We start from the raw sequence: 17888 nt of genomic DNA, 5'->3' as shown, positions 1-17888 counted from the left end.
TTGCCTCATTTTCAGAAGGGGGAAGGGCACCAGTGCTTTTGGATAAACAGAATGAACAGCCCTCTTTTTCAAAGTAGTCTTACAACTGGCATTTCACAAAATGCAGACGTGATGCCAGTTGTAAGACTAATCAATGCCTTGCATGTAGCAGGACCATATAATTTACAGCAGATTTAGCTTAATACCACCATTGATGACCCTGCCATCTACCGGCGCATATATCTCGTCAAAAACAGGATTCGTTATGCTGCCACTATAGATGCTGCCGAACCTGCTCTGCCTGGTGTCGAAGATGTTCTCGAAGTTGAGGAACAGGGAGAACTTCGTGAACATTTTCTCTATCATTATCCCATTAATCCAGTAGTCACGCCCTTTGCTGCCATCCGTCAGCCGCTGCGGACTGAAATAATATGCTTCCAGGCCTATTCTGAAATTATCCTCCTTCTCCAGCATCAGCACGTTATTGACTCTGTGCTTTGGGGTAAGCGGCATATCGGTTACGGTGCCGTTGTAATGTTGCCTGGCGTCAGTGTAGGTATATCCTAAAAACAGCTTCACCCATTCGTACCCAAACCTCATGTTTGTTTCAACACCTTTGGTGTCCACGTAGCCGCTGGCGTTCCGGAACTCATAGAGGTTGTCAGTTCGCTGTGAAAGGATGAGTGGGTCGTTCAGGTAAGTATAGAAAAACATGTGGTTGATACTGAAGGTCATTTTGTCTCCGATGATGGTGTTGAAGTTGACGTCAGCATTTCCACCAATGGATGTTTCCACCGCTGTTACCTGTGCGGTGAGCGGCAGAATGTTCTGGAAGGTGATGTTCTCTGCTTGCTGCGTAAAGATAGTCGGCGTTTTGTAGCCCAAGCCTCCACCAATACGGGAGGTGAGGCGGTCGCTTATTCTGAAGAGTGCCGAGACACGTGGCAGCACGAATAAACCCTCTATCTTTCTTGCGGGCGCAGGCATTACATAGTCGGTTCTGAGGCCTGTTTCCAGCACAAACCAGTCTACGGGTGTAAACGTGTTTTGTGCAAATGCTCCGATAATGGTGTTGTTGTAGTCTCTGGCTCCAACGGCATCCGCATTCTGCTCTGAGAATTTGTCGGTCCAAAGGTTTGCACCCATTACCCAGTCAGTTCTGTTGCTGTTCAGTCTATAGGCCACCTCGCTGAAACTGGAAAGCTGCTCTCCTGAAAAGTCATAGCCGGGAACAAAAACCTCCCTGTTGAAAAAGCTAAGGCTATTCTTCACAGAAAGCATAGACTGGTTTGAAAGCCTGTGTTCGAGGTTAAACTGCGTGGAGTAGCGCTTCGTGTTGTTCTGCTCGAAATAGAGGTTGCCTTCATCACCGTTGATGTAGCGTAAATCACCGCCCAGACGGTCTTCCTGTGTGGCGTTCAGCCCAAGGTATAGCTGCGTGCGTTCGCTTGGGTAGTAGTATACCCGTGGGTTCAGCGTATACCTCTCAAACTCCGGGATGGCAGAGAAACCGATGTCAGCCGGGTCATAGGCGTTGTTCGTATTTCTTGATGCAAAAACGGTGACACCGAACTTGCCATACCGCTTCCCATAGAAGCTGCTCAGGTCAAGTCCTTCCGCACTGGTGACATTGGCCATGAAGGAAAGCTCTCCCTCTTCTGTTGGTCTCTTAGTAATCAGGTTCACAAGTCCTGCTATGGCACCGCCCCCGTAGAGTGTGGAAGAACTTCCTTTGATTACCTCCACCTGGTACAGGTTAAGCGGCGGAATCTGCATGATGCTAAGGCCACTGGAAAAGCCGGAGTAAAGCGGGAAGCCGTCTTGTAGTATCTGCGTATAACGCCCGTCCAGCCCCTGAATCCGAATAGTGGCGCTTGCACTGGTAGCCGAAGTCTGCTGCGTTTGTATACCTGTGCTTTCACTCAACAGCATCCTGATGTCTCCCGGTTTCATGTTCGCTTTCTCTCCAAGTTCCTCCAGCGTAATGGCTTCGAGGCGTGTCGGGATGTCTTCAATGGTGCGGCTGCTGCGAGTGGTGGAAATTACCACTTCCTCCAGTTCCTCACCACCGGGCGCTAACTGCACCACAATGGGTGCTGACTGGGCAAGCGGGAATGTAAGCGTATCCAGCCTGTCTTCATACCCGACATAGCTGTACCGGATAACCTGCCTGCCATCTGGAATTCCTGACAATTGAAGCGAACCGTCCGCACCGGCACTTGCACCAATTCCTGTTCCGTTAACTGATGCCGTTGCGCCAATTAAAGGCGCACTTGTTTCGCTATCCCTGATGATAGCCTGAAGTGTATTTTGGCTATAGGCCATGGTATTGCCCAGCAAGAGGAGCAATACAAAAATGTATTTATTCATTTCTTTGAAAACTAATGCTATAAGATTTACAGGCGATACAGAGGTGTATCGCATTCCTGGTGACAGCGTGTCACGGCTATAACATTAGCTTAGTTTTGGGGGCTGCCAGATGGCATGGTGGAACTGGGTAAAGAAGCTTTGCCTGTAGGTTGCAAAGTGATGACCACTATGAGAAAGAAGGGGTGTTACAGGCGCTACTGAGAAATCGGACACTGTGAAACCGATGCAGGTGGAGCAACTGTAGAAAGGGGAGCAAGCGTCAGTGTCCTTCTCGTGGCTGTCGGCTTGTTCTGTCATCATCTCTTCACTGGCGCAGTTGTCGGTGAGGCAGCAAGGCATTACCGAGAGCGTGACTACTAACAGTGCGCATATGATCGTTAAGATTTTCACTGTGCAAAAGTAACAATTCTCTCTACAGTTTCAAAGATAATGGCATGTGCGGGCAGTTCACATGCTTTCAGAAGTAAACGTTCCACTGCACATGCCTACTCCACGGAATTAAATAAAAGAGTAAAAAAACAGTTCATAAAATGAAGCGAATCTACTGCTGCAGCAAAGAGGCACTGTAGGGGTTGGAGAGGAGTTCACGGAATACCTCCCAGCGCTTTTCCGGGTTTACTGCCGTACCGCCCTGTGCCTCTACATGCTGGCGCACCAGTTCCTGCCCCAGGTTATAGTTGATGACATAACTCCTATAGCGGTCGAAAAAGCGGGTGCGTTGCAGTGCTTTCTCTTTGTCATAGAAATTATATTGTACCAGCAGGTCGGCGGCTTCTTCGCGGCTGATCTGGCCGTCCAGGTACAGGCGTGCTGCTTCGTTTCCTGCAAAGTTCAATTGTGCTATTTTATTTAGAATAGCATAATACCCTTCTGCCTCTTCAGGATTCAGACCTGCCAGCGGGAAAAGTACTTCTTTCTCAAATTTAATACGTTCGGCAGCAGGAAAGGCAACCTCAACGCCATAGTTGGCGCTGCCTTCCGCTATCAGCGACTGTGGGCTGAACAGAGGGTAAACGGAATACTCTTTCCAGGCACGGTTGTTGACCAGTTCTTCCTCCAGCAGCACGTTGTACACATGGTGCCCCGGGTACCCCTCGTGCCCGGCCAGGTCTATGGCGCGCTCAATGTTGATCGGGAAATCTGTGTTTATCTGGATAAGGCTGTAACTGTTGTCTTTAAAGTAATTGTATCCTGACCACGGTTTGTCTGTGACATACTCTACCATGATGTTTTCATTTTCAGGCAAATTATAATGGGCTTTGGTTCTTCTGCGCGCCTCGGTGATGGCAGCCTGAAATACCGTGTCGAGTTTTTCTTTCGGAATCACAAAACGGGTGCGGTATGCAGCCCAACGATCTGCGATGCTGCCTTCGCCAGGAAGTGCTGTGTCCAATGTCTGCAGCAGCGAGTCGAAGTAGGAAAACTCATAGTGCGGTGGTACGGCATCATAGAGCAGCTTTGCCTCTTCATCAAAAGAAAGCTTTCTGCCCTGCATCATCTCTACCTTTGTAATGCTGGCCAGCACCTGTTTCTGCAGCATCACTATTCTTCTTTTCTCCAGCGCCGTCAGCCCGGCGGTGTCCTGGGCCGTAAGCCCTTGCTGTACCAGTTGTAACTCCTGAAGCAGCGTTTCTCCCGGAAAAGTATCAGCAGGCGTTGTGGTCGGCCTCCATTCTTCCGGACCATAATAAGCATCCACAAAGTCGCTGTCGTGTTGGCCAATCCGCAGCAGCGTTTTTACATACTGCTCTGCCAGTGCATCCATGGGTAGTACATTTGCTTCCTGCTGCTTTGCAGGCGCACAAGCTCCGAGCAAAGCCAGGCAAACGAGGGGTAAGAGGTTCTTCATGTAGTGGAACTTCATGTGGTATGGGTTTAGCTAGAGCGTAAATAGTAGTGTAAGCTAGTGTTTATAAAACTAAAAATCCTGGTATGCTCAGAATATGTTTGATGGCTTTGAGGCAGCACTTCCTCCGTAACCTTTTTATGAGTTGAAGTATACTGGGCCTTATTTTTTATCAACAGGCTGTCCCGCCGGGACTCTTGCGCAACGTCAGTTAATAAGTTCCTTGCTTAATCTCTATTTCATTTAAAAATAGGGAGGCGAGTATCTGATAACACAGGTGATAAAGCGTTTCAGAAGCGAATCAGTATTCCAGTATGGGCATCATCTAATTTGCATAGTATTTTTCGCTGTGCTGCGTCTTTGTTTCCGTAATTAGTTACCCTCTGCGACATACTTACTGGCTGCTCTGGACACCTGTTGCAGGATGTTCTTCAGCACGGGGCTGTTGTCGTTCTTGCGCCATGTCACGTAGAGGTTCATTTTGTAGGGCAGGGTGATGAAGCGCACATTAGGCAAAGCGCTGAAAGAGTAAGAGTACGGCAGGATGGACACGCCAAGCCCCTTGGAGACCAGCCCGAGAACCATTCCCCCAAAGTCCGTTTCGATGCGCACATCGGGCGTGAAGCTGTGGTCTTCGAGAATCTGCCGAAGGCTTGAGGTGTAGAATGTTGTCTGCGCCAGGTTTGACAGGATGAACTTCTCGTTTTCTAAATCGTGAAGCCCCGTAAAGTTCTGCTCGTTTAAGTGATGGTTAGAGGGCACGACAAGGGCAAACGGCTCGGAGTACAGACAGATTGACTGCAACGATGGGTTTTCAGCGGGGTCACGCCTGAATGCCATGTCCATCTGGTAGCTCAGCAGCAGCAGCTCAAAGCTGATGTCGGTCGGCTCCACCAACTCCACCTTCAACTCCGGTAGGGTGCGGGATATACTGGCAATTAAATCTGGCATAAAGCCATAGGCAATAGAACCGGGGTAACCGATTCTCACTGTGCCGAACGCTCCCTCATGTATCTTTCTCGCCTGCAGGTGGATGCGGTTTATCTCACCGAGCAGGGGCAGCCACTGGTCTCTGAGGAATGCACCAGCCTCGGTCAGTTTCACGCTCCGCTTACTTCTTTCAAAAAGCCGCACCCCCAGTTCATCCTCCAATGCTTTTATTTGCCTGCTAAGCGCAGACTGCGTGATGTACATGCGTTCGGCAGTGTTCCAGAAGTGCAGTTCCTGTGACAGTGTCAGAAAGTATTTTATCTGCTGAATCTCCATATACACTAATCTGATTTTCGCATTAGTCAAGCCAATATTAGCATTTTTATACCCATCCGCATACACTTACTTTGCAATAAACTATTAATGTGTAACGCAATGGTGTCACAACGAAAACATGTATGGGAAGGGATAGGATGGGTAGGAGCCCTCTTTTCGCTTTTGGCTTTCAGCCTGAACAGCCTTGGCGCTGTCAGCAGTCAGTCCATGGAGTATCTGGGGATGAATATCGTTGGCTGCTTCTTTATGATTCTATACGCGGTCTCGAAGAAGGCGCACGCGAGTTGGGTGCTTAACGCCATCTTTTTATTAGTGGCTGTTTTTGCTTTGGTTAGGGTCTATATGATGCAGTTATAACCGATATCTTGCAATTGTTAATTAACATTCTATCACATGTTGCATATTTCTAGAATTAGTGTGAGCGCATTACAGCACTCATATTGACCAACTTGCGCTACCAGATAGCACAATGAGTACCCGCAAATCGGCTAATGTGGACTATAAATCTACCAATAAATCACCTTTGGAAGTTAAACTAACATTTAAGGGAGTTAATTTATCAAATGGCGTGAATGTTAGATTAAGGGATGGCTTTTAAACAGGAACGCTGGCTATAAAATATATAGTCAGCGTTCCTGTTTAAGTAAATGTGCACCCGAGAGGATTCGAACCCCTAACCCTCGGAGCCGAAATCCGATATTCTATCCAGTTGAACTACGGGTGCTGGTGTGTGCAAAAATAGGAACTAAGCTGATAAAAGAAAACATTCAGCTGCAAAATTTATACTTGCTTTTCCTTTCTTGCCATAGGCTGTTCACTTACAGCCCTTTGCTTGTTTTCTAAAACATTCCGCTTTGCTCCCGAGTTAGATAAAGAATACAGAACACAATTAAACGTATAAAACACTATGGAGAAAATATATACGGCAGAGGTAACTGCCACAGGCGGCCGCAAAGGTCATGTAAAATCATCAGATGGCGTAATTGATATGGCCTTGACTGTGCCGGTAGGTATGAGCAGTGGAGGTAAAACAAATCCGGAGCAACTGTTTGCTGCAGGCTATGCCGCCTGTTTTCAGAGCGCTTTGATGGTGGTGTCTGCCAAGCATCATGAAGAACTGGACCCAAACTCAACCGTTACGGCGCATGTCGATTTAAATAAAAAGGATGATGGAGGGTATGCCTTGACTGTAAAGCTGGAGGTTGACCTAAAAGGTGTTGATAAAGATAAGGCTCAGAAAATGGTAGACGAGGCGCACCAAATCTGTCCATACTCTGTAGGTACTCGCGGCAACATAGAAGTGGACCTGCAAGTTGTTTGATAGTTTAGAAGTTAGAGGGTTAAATATTTGAAGATGGAGTGTGCTTCATCAATTTGCTGGTGTAGAGGTCTAGGTTAGACAAGCATAATTTATAACATATGTGATAATTAAAACCCCCTAACTTTTCCTGCTAGCACATAAAACAGAAAAGGCTGCCAATTATGGCAGCCTTTTCTGTTTTATGTGCTAGCAGGAAACTACGCTTCTGCTAATACTTGCTTTACTTTTTCAGCAGCCTCTTTCAAAACCACAGCGGAGTAAACTTTCAGGCCGGACTCATCGATAATGCGGGCGCCTTCTTCAGCGTTGGTACCTTGCAGGCGAACGATAATGGGAACACGGATGTCGCCGATGTTCTTGTATGCTTCCACCACACCGTTGGCAACACGATCGCAACGTACGATACCGCCAAAAATATTGATGAGGATAGCTTTTACGTTCGGGTCTTTCAGGATGATGCGGAAACCAGCTTCAACTGTCTGCGCGTTTGCCCCACCCCCTACGTCCAGGAAGTTAGCGGGCTCACCGCCGGAAAGCTTGATGATGTCCATTGTAGCCATCGCCAGACCAGCACCATTCACCATACAGCCCACGTTACCGTCCAGCTTTACATAGTTCAGGTTGTGCTCGCCAGCTTCAACTTCCAATGGATCTTCCTCAGTGATATCACGCAGCGCAGCCAGGTCTTTGTGGCGGAACAGGGCGTTATCGTCTAAATCAACCTTGGCGTCAACAGCCAGTATTTTATTGTCTGATGTTTTCAGTACCGGGTTAATTTCGAACATAGAAGAGTCCGTATCAACATAAGCCTTATAAAGGTTGGTCACAAACTTCACCATCTCTTTGAAAGCCGTTCCTTCCAAACCGAAGGCAAATGCAACCTTGCGGACCTGGAAGCCCTGCAGCCCCACTGCCGGGTCAATCCACTCTTTGATGATTTTCTCCGGAGTTTTCTCCGCTACCTCCTCAATGTCCATACCACCTTCGGTAGAGGCCATAATCACGTTCATACCTTTGGCGCGGTCCAGCAGGATGCTCAGGTAATACTCTTTTGGCTCAGACTCGCCTGGATAATAAACATCCTGTGCTATCAGCACCTTGCTTACTTTTTTGCCTTCAGGTCCGGTCTGGTGTGTTACCAGCTGCATGCCGATAATTTGCTCAGAAATTTCCTTTACCTGCTCCAGGTTCTTGGCCAGCTTTACACCGCCACCTTTACCACGGCCACCCGCATGGATTTGCGCCTTGATAACGTGCCAGCTGGTGCCAGTCTCTTCTGTCAGTTTTTTTGCAGCCTCTACAGCTTGCTCTGGCGTGTCAGCCACGATTCCTTCCTGGATGCGTACGCCGTAGCCTTTTAAAATCTCTTTAGCCTGATATTCGTGTATGTTCATGCTTTCAGTTTTAATGGACGCCACGAAATTAAGTTTTTATTCCCTGAGATTCAAGAAAAGCTTTTTTTAAATATAAGCACGATGGCCGCAGCTACTGCGCCTGCTATGCGTGTCTGGATACTCTTAAAACACTGCCATTGCAACGTGGAAGCTCCTGAAGGAGTAAGTAAGGGAGAAATAAATGAATAAACTTTGAATTTAGCAGACACTTATGCTTGATGTTTATACTTATGCCAAACGTGTAGCCATTGCTGCTCTTATTGTGCTTTTAATATTGATAGGCTTCTACATGCTGGGCTGGCACGGCTACTTCTTTTTGTTGGTGTTCGCCGGTATACTATTGGCTGTTCTCTTCTGCGGCATGACGGACTGGATTGTGAGCAAGGTGCATATGAAGCGGGCAATCGCACTGCTGCTGTCGGTGGTGGTGTTTTTCGGCATATTGGTCGGAGCCATCTGGCTGGTAGCGCCCACGGTAGGAGAGCAGTTTCAGCAAATGCGTGAGACAATACCTGAGTCACTAAACCAGGTGGAGCAGTGGCTCGGCCAGCAGAGTTGGGGAGAGCAGATAGTGGAGCAAATACCCGAAGACCCCAGCACGTTGCTTCCGGAGCAGGAAACAATTGTTTCACAGGCAGGAGGCGCCTTCTCTGCCACACTTGGTTTCCTGGCAGACTTTTTCATTGTCATCATCACGGCCTTGTTCTTTGCTTCCAGCCCTTCCTTGTACACCGAAGGCCTTGCCAAACTGTTCCCTGTCCGGACGCGGCCCCGCATCATGGAAGTGTTAGAAAAATGCTATCATGACCTGAAAATGTGGTTAATTGGTATGCTAGCGGCCATGAGCATTATTGGGGTAAGCTCCGCGATTGGCTATACTATTATTGGCTTGCCATTGGCATTTGCCCTAGGGCTGATTGCTTTCCTTTTTGCTTTTGTTCCCAACATCGGCCCCTGGATTGCGGGTATACCAGCAGTGCTGATTGGGCTGCTGGAAGGGCCTGATATGGCGCTATACGTTATTCTGGTGTATGGCGGTATACAGATAATAGAGAGTTATGTGGTTGCCCCCATCATCTTTCAGAAGACAGTAGACTTGCCGCCGGCACTGTTGCTTTTCTTCCAGGTATTACTTGGCCTGCTGCAGGGTGCCATGGGCCTTCTGATGGCAGCGCCCATACTGGCTGTGTTGATGGTGATAATAAAGGAGCTTTATGTTAAGGATGTACTGGAAGCAGCGCCTGAAGATGCCAGCGCATCAGATGTGCCGGAAAGCGCACGTGCGACTGCAAAGAGATGATTTGATTTACAATAGGTCGTGCTGCCACAAAAAAGATAGGGCGTTGCTGAAGTATAGCCGTTGTTTTGTAGCTTTGGCAGACTCTTTGTATCTATCATACGCGTACACAAATACCCTTCTATAGTGCTGCAGGTAACAAACATATATAAAAAATACGGTTCGCTGGAGGTGCTCAAGGGCATCGATTTGACAATTTCCGCTGGTGAGGTAGTCTCCATTGTAGGGGCTTCAGGAGCCGGCAAAAGCACCTTGCTACACATACTGGGCACTCTCGACACAACAGACAAGGGCGAGGTGCTTTTTGATGGCAAAAACATCGCGAAGATGAATGCCTCTGAAATGGCCCGTTTCCGGAACAGGCACGTTGGCTTTATCTTTCAGTTTCATAACCTTTTGCCGGAGTTCACAGCATTAGAAAATGCCTGCCTACCAGGCTTTCTGGCTGGTAGACCTGAAAAGGAAGTGCGGGAGCAGGCAGCGCAACTCCTGCAGATGCTTGGCCTGTCGCACCGCCTTGAACACAAACCCTCCGAAATGTCGGGAGGGGAGCAGCAGCGTACTGCCGTGGCCCGGGCGCTTATCAACTCTCCCCGCATCATTTTCGCTGATGAGCCGAGTGGTAACCTCGATTCTCAGAATGCACAGGAACTGCATGAGATATTTTTCCGCCTGCGGGAGGAGTTTAACCAGACTTTTGTAATTGTGACGCACAACGAGCAGCTAGCCGGCATGGCCGATCGCACGTTAGTTATGAAAGACGGTGTTATTGTCGATTAAGCTATTCCTCGCCGGTTCACGGAATCGAATGATTACCGGATGGTGCGGATTTTTTTACCCAATCCGAGTGAACCATTATTTTGCGTAATGGACAGTTTTAGGTTACAAACCTTTAATTGGCTGGCATAAAACTAAAAACCATGCTGAAAGTAATAAGTATCTTGTTTGCTGTAGTTGGTTTGGCCTACTTCTTATTTTACCCATTTTTAAAGAACTCCGTCAACAGGAAAAAACTCTTTAAATGGTTCCTTATTCTGTATATTATCTCTGTTCTTGTCTCTACTATAGGAACCTATTTTTTATAAGCAGGACGGCCTGAGTTAGAAATAAGTGAAGTTAAATCCTGCTAAGAACGTTTCAACGGCCACAGTTTTACAGTAGAGGCGAAGAAAACTACGCGGCTTTCTAGATGTCGTGCAATACGAAGTACTGTAACTGCATGAAAATGATTGTAGGAATAAATTGCCTTAAAAGTAGCGCACAAGGTATAAGTGAAAAGATATGGAGTATGTTGAATATACTTTAGTCCTGCATTATGGCATTACACGCTTGCTTCCTTTTCTGCCATAGGCATCAGTTGTTTTAGCATTTCATGGTGCCGGGTCAGCATGATGTGCAGCACAAAAGCCATGAGCCCATAATCCTCCATAGTACCGTATCTGAACGCCATGAAACTGCTAAAACTGGTAGCGTCATGCTCCCTGATGTACGCGGTGAGTCGGTAGTACAGGTTTAGCGCCTCCCTCTTGCCCAGAGAAATCTTTAAGTAATTGTAAGCGGCCTTTTCCAACTTTCATCTGAAGTTTCCCCTGCTCTCTGCGTACTACCATTTCGTGGTAGCTACCTGTAAGTTTTTCCTGTTTACAGTGCACAGGAAGAGCATGTATAGTATAAGTTTGTTTTGATAGCTTGAAAAGGCAGGAGAGTTTCTTCTGTGTTTGTTCGTGCCGTATGTCTCCTGATACAGGCAGATAGCATATCCAGCTGCTTTTGTTTAATTGCTCCGGTGGCGTTTCTTCTCTTATATTCCTTGCTTAGGTGCAAATCAAAGGCAATCAATGTTTCTTTTTAACTGACTCGTCTTTGTATAGTAAAACAGAATTAAACTTATTAATTATATTCATTATTAAATATTAAGTTTTAGATATTTTCAAATGCGACTGCACGTATAGCAGGGATCATTTACCATAGGTTCCTTTTCTTCGCATTAAAGGAAAGGTACTGAGTTTAACATGCGAGATTTACTGCTGCCTTCCAAGGCCTTCACAAGCCTTATTTCCCATTGAATAGAGGCAAACTCCCGGAAAATGTACCCTTGAAGCAAAAAAAAATTAAAGTCGGTGCTACAGGAAACGAGACAGCTTTTCTTTTGAAAGAGGTTTCTCGATACAACCAACCACAGGAAGCTTCTTTGCCCTCGCTAACTCCAGGTCGTGCAGCGAAGAACTGAGGATGACAATTTTCATGGAGACAGACTTCCAGTCAATGGACTTTTGCAACTCATCTAAAAACGCAAAGCCGTCCATTACTGGCATATTAATATCCAATAAGATCAGTTCCGGGTAACGGCCGCTGTGATACAATTCTCTGATTATGGCCAAAGCCTCCCGTCCGTGCTGCGCAGTCAGAATATCCGCCTCTATACCCGACATCTTCAGAACTCTTTTAGACAAAAATATCGACAGGTTGTCATCATCTACCAATAGAACTGTTTTGGGTTGTTTTAGTCCATTTTTACCTGGCCTTAATACTGGCATATGTAAAAACTGATTTACAGGCGCAATTGCCTGGTAAATAAACTGATAATACTTAGTTAATTGCATTTGTATTCTATAGTGATAATGTTCCCCATCAATCGCCTTCAATCTACTCAACAAGAACCCTCTATTTTAAAATCAACGCCGCAAGGGGCTTCATGATATTTCCGTTTTCTGCCATAGCCATTCCTATGCACTACCAGGTCGAAAATATTTCCACCTTTATGCTGCCATTGAAAGCAGGGTTTGATTTGCTATACATTCCTTCTGTAGAATACCTGATGGTATAATTTTGTGATTAAATATACATTGTCCGGGCAATAGAATGGTAAGGAATTGTTTGAACGTACTGATTAGGTTAGTAAACGGCTCTTTTACGAAGTATAATGGTGTTGAAGCGCCACCGTCTGGGAGGTGTAATGAGAAAACCCCCGTTTTATCTATCTACTTTTCTCTATCATGGCTTTCGCGCAAAGCCCTTTATTTGAGGGCCAAAGCATTAAATCACAGTTTCTGCAACAGGATTTCGAATCAATGTATCAGCAACTTCAGCTGAATCATTCATATGTTTTCAAACCGTAACAAAGCAGACAGTGAAATGCTTTTCATGGACGGACATATTGATGTGAGCCTAGGGGTTGGGGATAAAGATCTGAAGCAATATGCGCAGTCGGGCGGTATTTTTGAATCAGGTTGCGCCACTCAACCTTCTGGTTCTAAACATATACTTAACTCCTTGGGGAAAGGGTATATCAATATATCGGAACATTATAGAGGATGCCCCGTGCTTAATTCAGAATAAAGCTCCCTAGTACAGAGGTGCCCGAACTATGAATAGCTCCTGTTCCTAACAAAGTCAGTAATATTATTGGAATTATTATGATTAAAAGTTAAATTTTAAGCATGATTCAACCAGGTGCTTCTTCTCTTTGACTGTTTTTGAGACTGAGAATCCAGGCTCAAATGTAAGCATCTATAATGGAGCCGCGGCCTTAACCTGTTAAGGAATACGTTTCTTGCACTTTTCTTTTTTTTCTCTTTAAACCTTTATAAAAGCTTTCAGGCTGCTACACAGGGCTGTACTACAGCATGAGGTGTTGCTTTGGAGCGGACCAGTGCTGCTTCTTTTGTTTTAGCTGCTTCACTCTTGTCAGTATTCTCTAACAGGTTTCCTTCAACATTTAATCACACGATATGCGCATGGTTCTACACAAATCGGTCATACTGCTGTTGCTGACTCTAATTATACCGGGAGTAGAGGCGCTGGCACAGGCAGCAGTTACGGTGTCCGGGCAGGTGACGGATGCCAGCACAAGAGAGCCTCTGGTGGGTGTAAACGTTTATGTACGGGATAGGATGGTTGGTACCAGCACCGACAGCAGGGGCCGGTACAGTTTGACTACCAACACGCCTACACCTTTCACGCTCGTGTTTTCAATGGTAGGATTCACGCCACAGGTAATCAGCATTACGGAGAGCCGGTCTGAGTTAAATGTTGCCCTTTCGGAAGGGCAGGTGCTCGGTTCTGAAGTGGTGGTAACAGCTTCCCGGGTAGAAGAAAACATCATGCGTTCACCTGTGAGTGTGGAGAAAATGGATATGCGGGCTATACGTGAAACGCCAGCCGCCAGCTTTTACGAAGGTTTAGCGAATCTGAAGGCCGTGGACATCATCACTTCCAGCCTGGGTTTTAAGATAATTAATACCCGCGGTTTCATGAGTACATCCAACAACCGTTTTGTGCAGTTTATTGATGGGATGGATAACCAGGCACCGGGACTTAATATACCGGTAGGTAACATGGTGGGCATCTCCGAACTGGATGCCGAAAGCGTGGAGATTATTCCCGGAGCTGCATCAGCCCTTTACGGACCAAACGCTTTTAACGGCGTGATTAACATGACCAGCAAGAACCCGTTCGAGTACCAGGGCTTTAGTGCGATGGCAAAGCTGGGTGTGAACCATGTGGATGGCCGTGATGCATCGCCCAGCCCGTTGTACGAAGGCATGGTCCGGTATGCGAAGGCCATCAACAACCGTTTTGCCTTCAAAGTGAACCTGGCGTATATGACGGCGCACGACTGGCACGCCAACAGCACCGAAAACGTAGACCCTTTATCCTACGCCACGCAGGGCAACAACCCCAACAACCCGGCTTACAATGCCTTGAATGTGTATGGCGATGAAGCAGTTACCAGTTTGCCGATCGGTCCTTTTGGCCTGCCAGTGCGGGTGGCCCGTACCGGGTACCTGGAAGAAGACCTGGTGGATTACGATACCTATAGCCTGAAAGGCGATGCCGCCCTGCATTACCGGGTAACGGAGCGGCTGGAAGTAATTTACCATTATAAGTATGGTGCCGGTACCTCTGTTTACCAGGCGGCAAACCGTTATGCCATCAAGAATTTTACCCTGCAGCAGCACAAACTGGAGCTGAGAGGCACCAATTTCTTCGCCCGCACCTATTCCACTTTTGAAAACTCAGGCGACTCTTATGATTCCCGCTTCCTGGCCCTCAACCTGAACCGCACCTGGAAAAGTGACCAGCAGTGGTTTCAGGAATACGCCGCCGCCTACCTGGGTCTTGTGCCAACCCTGACGCCTGGCAATCATGACGCTGCCCGTAGTTTCGCTGACAGGGGGCGACTGGAGCCTGGCACACCTGAGTTTGAGCGGGAAAAAGAACGGCTACAGGGCCTGACAGATTTCAGGAGAGGAGCGAAGTTCGATGACCAAACAAAGATGTACCATACCGAAGGCCAGTACGACCTGAGCCGCTGGACGGGCAAAGTAGTGGATGTGCAGCTTGGTGGAAATTACAGACTCTATGACCTGAACTCCAACGGAACCATCTTCAGCGACACCACAGGCAATGATATCACCATCTACGAGTATGGCGCCTATGCCCAGGCCATCAAACGGCTCCTTTCTGACAGGTTAAAGGTTACTGCCTCCCTGCGATACGACAAAAACGAGAACTTCAAGGGGCGGTTCACGCCCAGAGCCTCTGCTGTGTTCACTGTAGCAGAAAACCATAATTTCAGGGCTTCTTTCCAGACTGGTTTCCGCAATCCCACTACACAGGACCAGTTTATATTCCTGAATGTAGGCCAGGCCATACTGGTAGGCGGCGTACCAGCCACCAGCCGTGGGCTTAACTTGTATGGCCCCGGCTCCAACACCATCACCCTGTCCTCTGTGCAGGCTTTCGGAAATGAGGTGCAGCTGGATGTAATTGGAGGGGCGAACAGTTCCCGGGCTGTCATAGAGAATGCCGGTATATTGCAGGCAGCAGAAGTGGACTATGTGAAGCCCGAGCAGGTGCGTGCGTACGAGGTAGGGTATAAGGGGCTGCTGCTGGAGAAATCGCTCATGTTCGATATCAATTACTACTACAGCTCTTACAGGGACTTTATTTTGGGCACAACAGTAGTCCAGACGGAAAGCGACATCCAGACAAACCCCCAGGCTGCTGCCTTCGATATTGCCTTAAGCCGTTTCCAGCCCTACCAGCTTTACACAAATGCCGACCAGCAGGTGGCGGCGCAGGGGGCAGCACTTGGCGTTACCTATATACTGAGTGGCTACACCTTCGGAGGAAACACGAACTGGAACAAACTGGACCTCGGAGAGGACACAAACCCGGACCAGATAGCTGGTTTTAATACACCAGAATGGAAATTCAACCTGACCGCAGGCAACCGTAATGTGTACCGAAACCTGGGCTTTAGTGCCGCCTTCCGCTGGTCAGATTCCTATATCTGGCAGTCGTCTTTTATAGCTGGTATAAACGATGCCCTTATACCTTCTTACTATACCCTGGATGCCCAGGTGAGTTACAAGGTGGCAGTCATCAAGTCCATCTTCAGAATCGGAGGTTCTAATGTAACCAACAACCGCATCCGGCAGGTGTATGGCGGCCCTTATATCGGAGGGCTTTACTATGTGTCGGTCACGTTTGACGAGCTGCTGAACTGATTGCCCCCACTTTGTATAGAAATATGTTCAAATCATAACCCATACGAACATGAAGTACTTCAAAATATTCTGCCTGTCGCTGTTTTTAGGGAGCACCTTGTTATCCTGCTCCTATACCCCGCCTGAGCCAGTTGAGGATCCAACCAACCCCCGCACAGCACCTGTAGCCGGAACAGCAGATTTCAGCAACTATGTAGCTATTGGCAACTCCATTACAGCCGGATTCATGGATAATGCGCTGTATGAGGAGGGGCAGCTGAATGCTTATCCTGTTATACTGGCAGAACGCATGAAGCTGGTGAATGGCGGTGCTGCATTCAATACCCCGGTATTTGCCTCTCCCACAGGAGCAGGTTTCAGCGGGTTTGTGCCGGGCACTGCCACGCCGGTGGGGCGCTTTCGTTTTATACTTCCCACCTGTGCATCTATTCCGGCAGCTACCAGCACACTTGGTTTAACACCGGCTCCGATAGTACCCGGAGATAACCTAACACCTTATGAAGGGGACCGGGCTGCGTTAAATAATTTCAGTGCTCCAGGCACCAAAAGTTTCCATGTACTGGTAAACGGCTATGGTGCCAGTCAGCAGCAGGGAAACCCTTTTTACTGGCGTTTTGCCTCGGCTCCTGCGGCCAGTGTATTGGGTGATGCCCTTGCGGCGCAGCCAACTTTTTTCTCCTATTGGCTGGGCTTCAGCGATGTGCTGTTTTACGCCATATCGGGCGGCTCGGGTAACGCGAACCCCGGTACAAACCCTGCCACTTACACTACGAACGATATGACGGACCCAGCCGTGTTTGAAGCGGCGCTGCATGCTTCGCTGAGTGCGCTGTTGGGCGGGGCGGATACAAAGGGTGTTGTGGCTACTGTTCCTGACCTTACAGAAGCACCTTTCTTCAGGATAATAAACGCTGCCCTTACAACAGGTGGTGCCAACTCACCTTTGCCTTTTGCCTTATCAGAAGAGCAGGCTGCTGCACTGAACGCAGGATACGCTCAGTTGGGGCCCGCTGCGGCTGCCGTTAACTTTAGGGGCGGCAAAGTAAACTACCCTGTCATTACCACAGCCACAGGCCTACGGCACATGGACCCCGGCAGTGACTTCCTGGTGCTGACCACTCCGCAGGATTCGCTGCTGGCAGGTTCTATCAGCGCCTGTAATCCAAGTCAGCGGGCAGGCTGGGGAATAACGAAGCCGATAGAAAGCAGGTATGTGCTGGACGAAACGGAGAAGAACCTGGTGAAAGCGCGGATAGAAGCTTTCAATACAGCCATCAGGGCAGCTGCAAATGCAGGAAACTATGCAGATCGCCTGGCTTTGGCGGATATTCATCAGCTGTATGAAGGGCTGGACAACAGCCGGAACAGCATTGCTCCGGGAGGTTATATTTCAGTAGACGGACTTCATCCGAACCCAATGGGGCAGGCCTTGATCGCGAATGGATTCATAAGGGCCATCAACGCTGAATTCGGCTCCACGCTGCCACCTGTTAACATCCGAAATTACCGGCAGAACATATTGCCGGAGAATTAGGGATGAAGCAGAGGGGATATAATGGTATTCTTGTATGGATTTATTAGATAGCTTAAGCGTGTGGAATACACTAGCAACTTGCTCCCATCAACATACACGAACGTTGTACTTCAAAAGGTGCTTTTTCTCCACTTTGTCATCTTATGCTCTAATTGTTTAAGGCGACGAAAGCAGAAATGGAATACCACCACAGGTTTGCCACCAGGCAGGAAGCCCGCTTGGCCATGATGGAGCACAACGAAGGTATCTATAACCGGAAAAGGAGGCATTCTTTATTTGCTACCTGCCCCCTTGCCAACACGAAAACCTACTGTGCAACCAAGCTGTGGCTGCCTGAAAAAGCCTCCCGTAAAATATCGCAATTCC

The 17888-nt window shown here is 47.9% G+C and carries 13 protein-coding genes and 1 tRNA gene; 6 read left to right on the top strand and 8 right to left on the bottom strand.

What is annotated here, in order from left to right:
• Positions 1 to 162 precede the first annotated feature (162 nt).
• The 4 genes from E1919_RS07240 to E1919_RS07225 all read right to left on the bottom strand — a co-directional run bounded on the left by E1919_RS07240 (position 163) and on the right by E1919_RS07225 (position 5461).
• Positions 163 to 2349 (bottom strand): TonB-dependent receptor, encoded by a 2187-nt coding sequence (locus E1919_RS07240; RefSeq protein ID WP_162052691.1) that lies wholly within the window; start codon positions 2347 to 2349, stop codon positions 163 to 165.
• An 84-nt stretch (positions 2350 to 2433) separates the two neighbouring features.
• Positions 2434 to 2739: a DUF6660 family protein gene (locus E1919_RS07235; protein ID WP_317168203.1), complete on the bottom strand. Its 306-nt coding sequence runs from the start codon at positions 2737 to 2739 to the stop codon at positions 2434 to 2436.
• Positions 2740 to 2890: 151 nt separating this feature from the next.
• Positions 2891 to 4213 carry a DUF885 domain-containing protein gene (locus E1919_RS07230; protein ID WP_237144085.1) on the bottom strand — a complete coding sequence of 441 codons (1323 nt, stop codon included), beginning with the start codon at positions 4211 to 4213 and terminating at the stop codon, positions 2891 to 2893.
• A 354-nt stretch (positions 4214 to 4567) separates the two neighbouring features.
• Entirely contained in the window at positions 4568 to 5461 is an 894-nt protein-coding gene (locus tag E1919_RS07225) for a LysR family transcriptional regulator (protein ID WP_162052689.1), read from the bottom strand.
• A 99-nt stretch (positions 5462 to 5560) separates the two neighbouring features.
• On the opposite strand from E1919_RS07225, the gene E1919_RS07220 reads away from it, so the two are divergent.
• Positions 5561 to 5818 carry a CBU_0592 family membrane protein gene (locus E1919_RS07220; protein ID WP_162052688.1) on the top strand — a complete coding sequence of 86 codons (258 nt, stop codon included), beginning with the start codon at positions 5561 to 5563 and terminating at the stop codon, positions 5816 to 5818.
• Between the two features lie 293 nt (positions 5819 to 6111).
• On the opposite strand, the gene E1919_RS07215 is transcribed toward E1919_RS07220, so the two are convergent.
• A tRNA-Arg gene (locus tag E1919_RS07215) sits at positions 6112 to 6185 on the bottom strand.
• Between the two features lie 183 nt (positions 6186 to 6368).
• On the opposite strand from E1919_RS07215, the gene E1919_RS07210 reads away from it, so the two are divergent.
• Positions 6369 to 6782, top strand: coding sequence for an organic hydroperoxide resistance protein (locus E1919_RS07210; RefSeq protein WP_162052687.1), 414 nt, complete (start codon positions 6369 to 6371; stop codon positions 6780 to 6782).
• 197 nt (positions 6783 to 6979) lie between these two features.
• Here the strand turns inward: E1919_RS07210 and sucC are convergent, their stop codons facing one another.
• Positions 6980 to 8176 (bottom strand): ADP-forming succinate--CoA ligase subunit beta, encoded by a 1197-nt coding sequence (gene sucC, locus E1919_RS07205; RefSeq protein WP_162052686.1) that lies wholly within the window; start codon positions 8174 to 8176, stop codon positions 6980 to 6982.
• A gap of 211 nt (positions 8177 to 8387) precedes the next feature.
• Here sucC and E1919_RS07200 point away from each other — a divergent pair, with 211 nt between their 5' ends.
• Both E1919_RS07200 and E1919_RS07195 read left to right on the top strand, forming a co-directional pair.
• The gene (locus E1919_RS07200; RefSeq protein WP_162052685.1) at positions 8388 to 9476 is read left to right on the top strand and encodes an AI-2E family transporter; all 1089 of its coding nucleotides are present in this window, start codon (positions 8388 to 8390) and stop codon (positions 9474 to 9476) included.
• A 123-nt stretch (positions 9477 to 9599) separates the two neighbouring features.
• On the top strand, positions 9600 to 10253 hold the full coding sequence (locus E1919_RS07195) for an ABC transporter ATP-binding protein (RefSeq protein ID WP_162052684.1): 654 nt from the start codon (positions 9600 to 9602) through the stop codon (positions 10251 to 10253).
• A 541-nt stretch (positions 10254 to 10794) separates the two neighbouring features.
• Here the strand turns inward: E1919_RS07195 and E1919_RS27910 are convergent.
• Together E1919_RS27910 and E1919_RS07190 are read right to left on the bottom strand one after the other, a co-directional pair.
• Entirely contained in the window at positions 10795 to 10923 is a 129-nt protein-coding gene (locus tag E1919_RS27910) for a hypothetical protein (protein ID WP_262888703.1), read from the bottom strand.
• 673 nt (positions 10924 to 11596) lie between these two features.
• Positions 11597 to 12010: a response regulator gene (locus E1919_RS07190; RefSeq protein ID WP_162052683.1), complete on the bottom strand. Its 414-nt coding sequence runs from the start codon at positions 12008 to 12010 to the stop codon at positions 11597 to 11599.
• A 1200-nt stretch (positions 12011 to 13210) separates the two neighbouring features.
• On the opposite strand from E1919_RS07190, the gene E1919_RS07185 reads away from it, so the two are divergent.
• Both E1919_RS07185 and E1919_RS07180 read left to right on the top strand, forming a co-directional pair.
• On the top strand, positions 13211 to 15988 hold the full coding sequence (locus E1919_RS07185) for a TonB-dependent receptor (protein WP_237144083.1): 2778 nt from the start codon (positions 13211 to 13213) through the stop codon (positions 15986 to 15988).
• Positions 15989 to 16037: 49 nt separating this feature from the next.
• Positions 16038 to 17522 carry an SGNH/GDSL hydrolase family protein gene (locus E1919_RS07180; protein ID WP_162052681.1) on the top strand — a complete coding sequence of 495 codons (1485 nt, stop codon included), beginning with the start codon at positions 16038 to 16040 and terminating at the stop codon, positions 17520 to 17522.
• Positions 17523 to 17888 lie beyond the last annotated feature (366 nt).

It is taken from the genome of Pontibacter pamirensis (assembly GCF_010015475.1).
Classification (GTDB): Bacteria; Bacteroidota; Bacteroidia; order Cytophagales; family Hymenobacteraceae; genus Pontibacter; species Pontibacter pamirensis.
The sequence above is the reverse complement of the archived record's forward strand: the minus strand, read 5'-3'. Positions and strand labels throughout refer to the sequence as shown.

What these genes read in the sequence shown, in the direction of transcription:
- E1919_RS07230 (WP_237144085.1), bottom strand. Translation starts at nt 4,213, where the DNA reads ATGAAGTTCCACTACATGAAGAACCTCTTACCCCTCGTTTGCCTGGCT.
- E1919_RS07220 (WP_162052688.1), top strand. Translation starts at nt 5,561, where the DNA reads ATGGTGTCACAACGAAAACATGTATGGGAAGGGATAGGATGGGTAGGA.
- E1919_RS07225 (WP_162052689.1), bottom strand. Translation starts at nt 5,461, where the DNA reads ATGGAGATTCAGCAGATAAAATACTTTCTGACACTGTCACAGGAACTG.
- E1919_RS27910 (WP_262888703.1), bottom strand. Translation starts at nt 10,923, where the DNA reads ATGGCGTTCAGATACGGTACTATGGAGGATTATGGGCTCATGGCTTTT.
- E1919_RS07210 (WP_162052687.1), top strand. Translation starts at nt 6,369, where the DNA reads ATGGAGAAAATATATACGGCAGAGGTAACTGCCACAGGCGGCCGCAAA.
- E1919_RS07185 (WP_237144083.1), top strand. Translation starts at nt 13,211, where the DNA reads ATGGTTCTACACAAATCGGTCATACTGCTGTTGCTGACTCTAATTATA.
- E1919_RS07190 (WP_162052683.1), bottom strand. Translation starts at nt 12,010, where the DNA reads ATGCCAGTATTAAGGCCAGGTAAAAATGGACTAAAACAACCCAAAACA.
- E1919_RS07180 (WP_162052681.1), top strand. Translation starts at nt 16,038, where the DNA reads ATGAAGTACTTCAAAATATTCTGCCTGTCGCTGTTTTTAGGGAGCACC.
- E1919_RS07200 (WP_162052685.1), top strand. Translation starts at nt 8,388, where the DNA reads ATGCTTGATGTTTATACTTATGCCAAACGTGTAGCCATTGCTGCTCTT.
- sucC (WP_162052686.1), bottom strand. Translation starts at nt 8,176, where the DNA reads ATGAACATACACGAATATCAGGCTAAAGAGATTTTAAAAGGCTACGGC.
- E1919_RS07240 (WP_162052691.1), bottom strand. Translation starts at nt 2,349, where the DNA reads ATGAATAAATACATTTTTGTATTGCTCCTCTTGCTGGGCAATACCATG.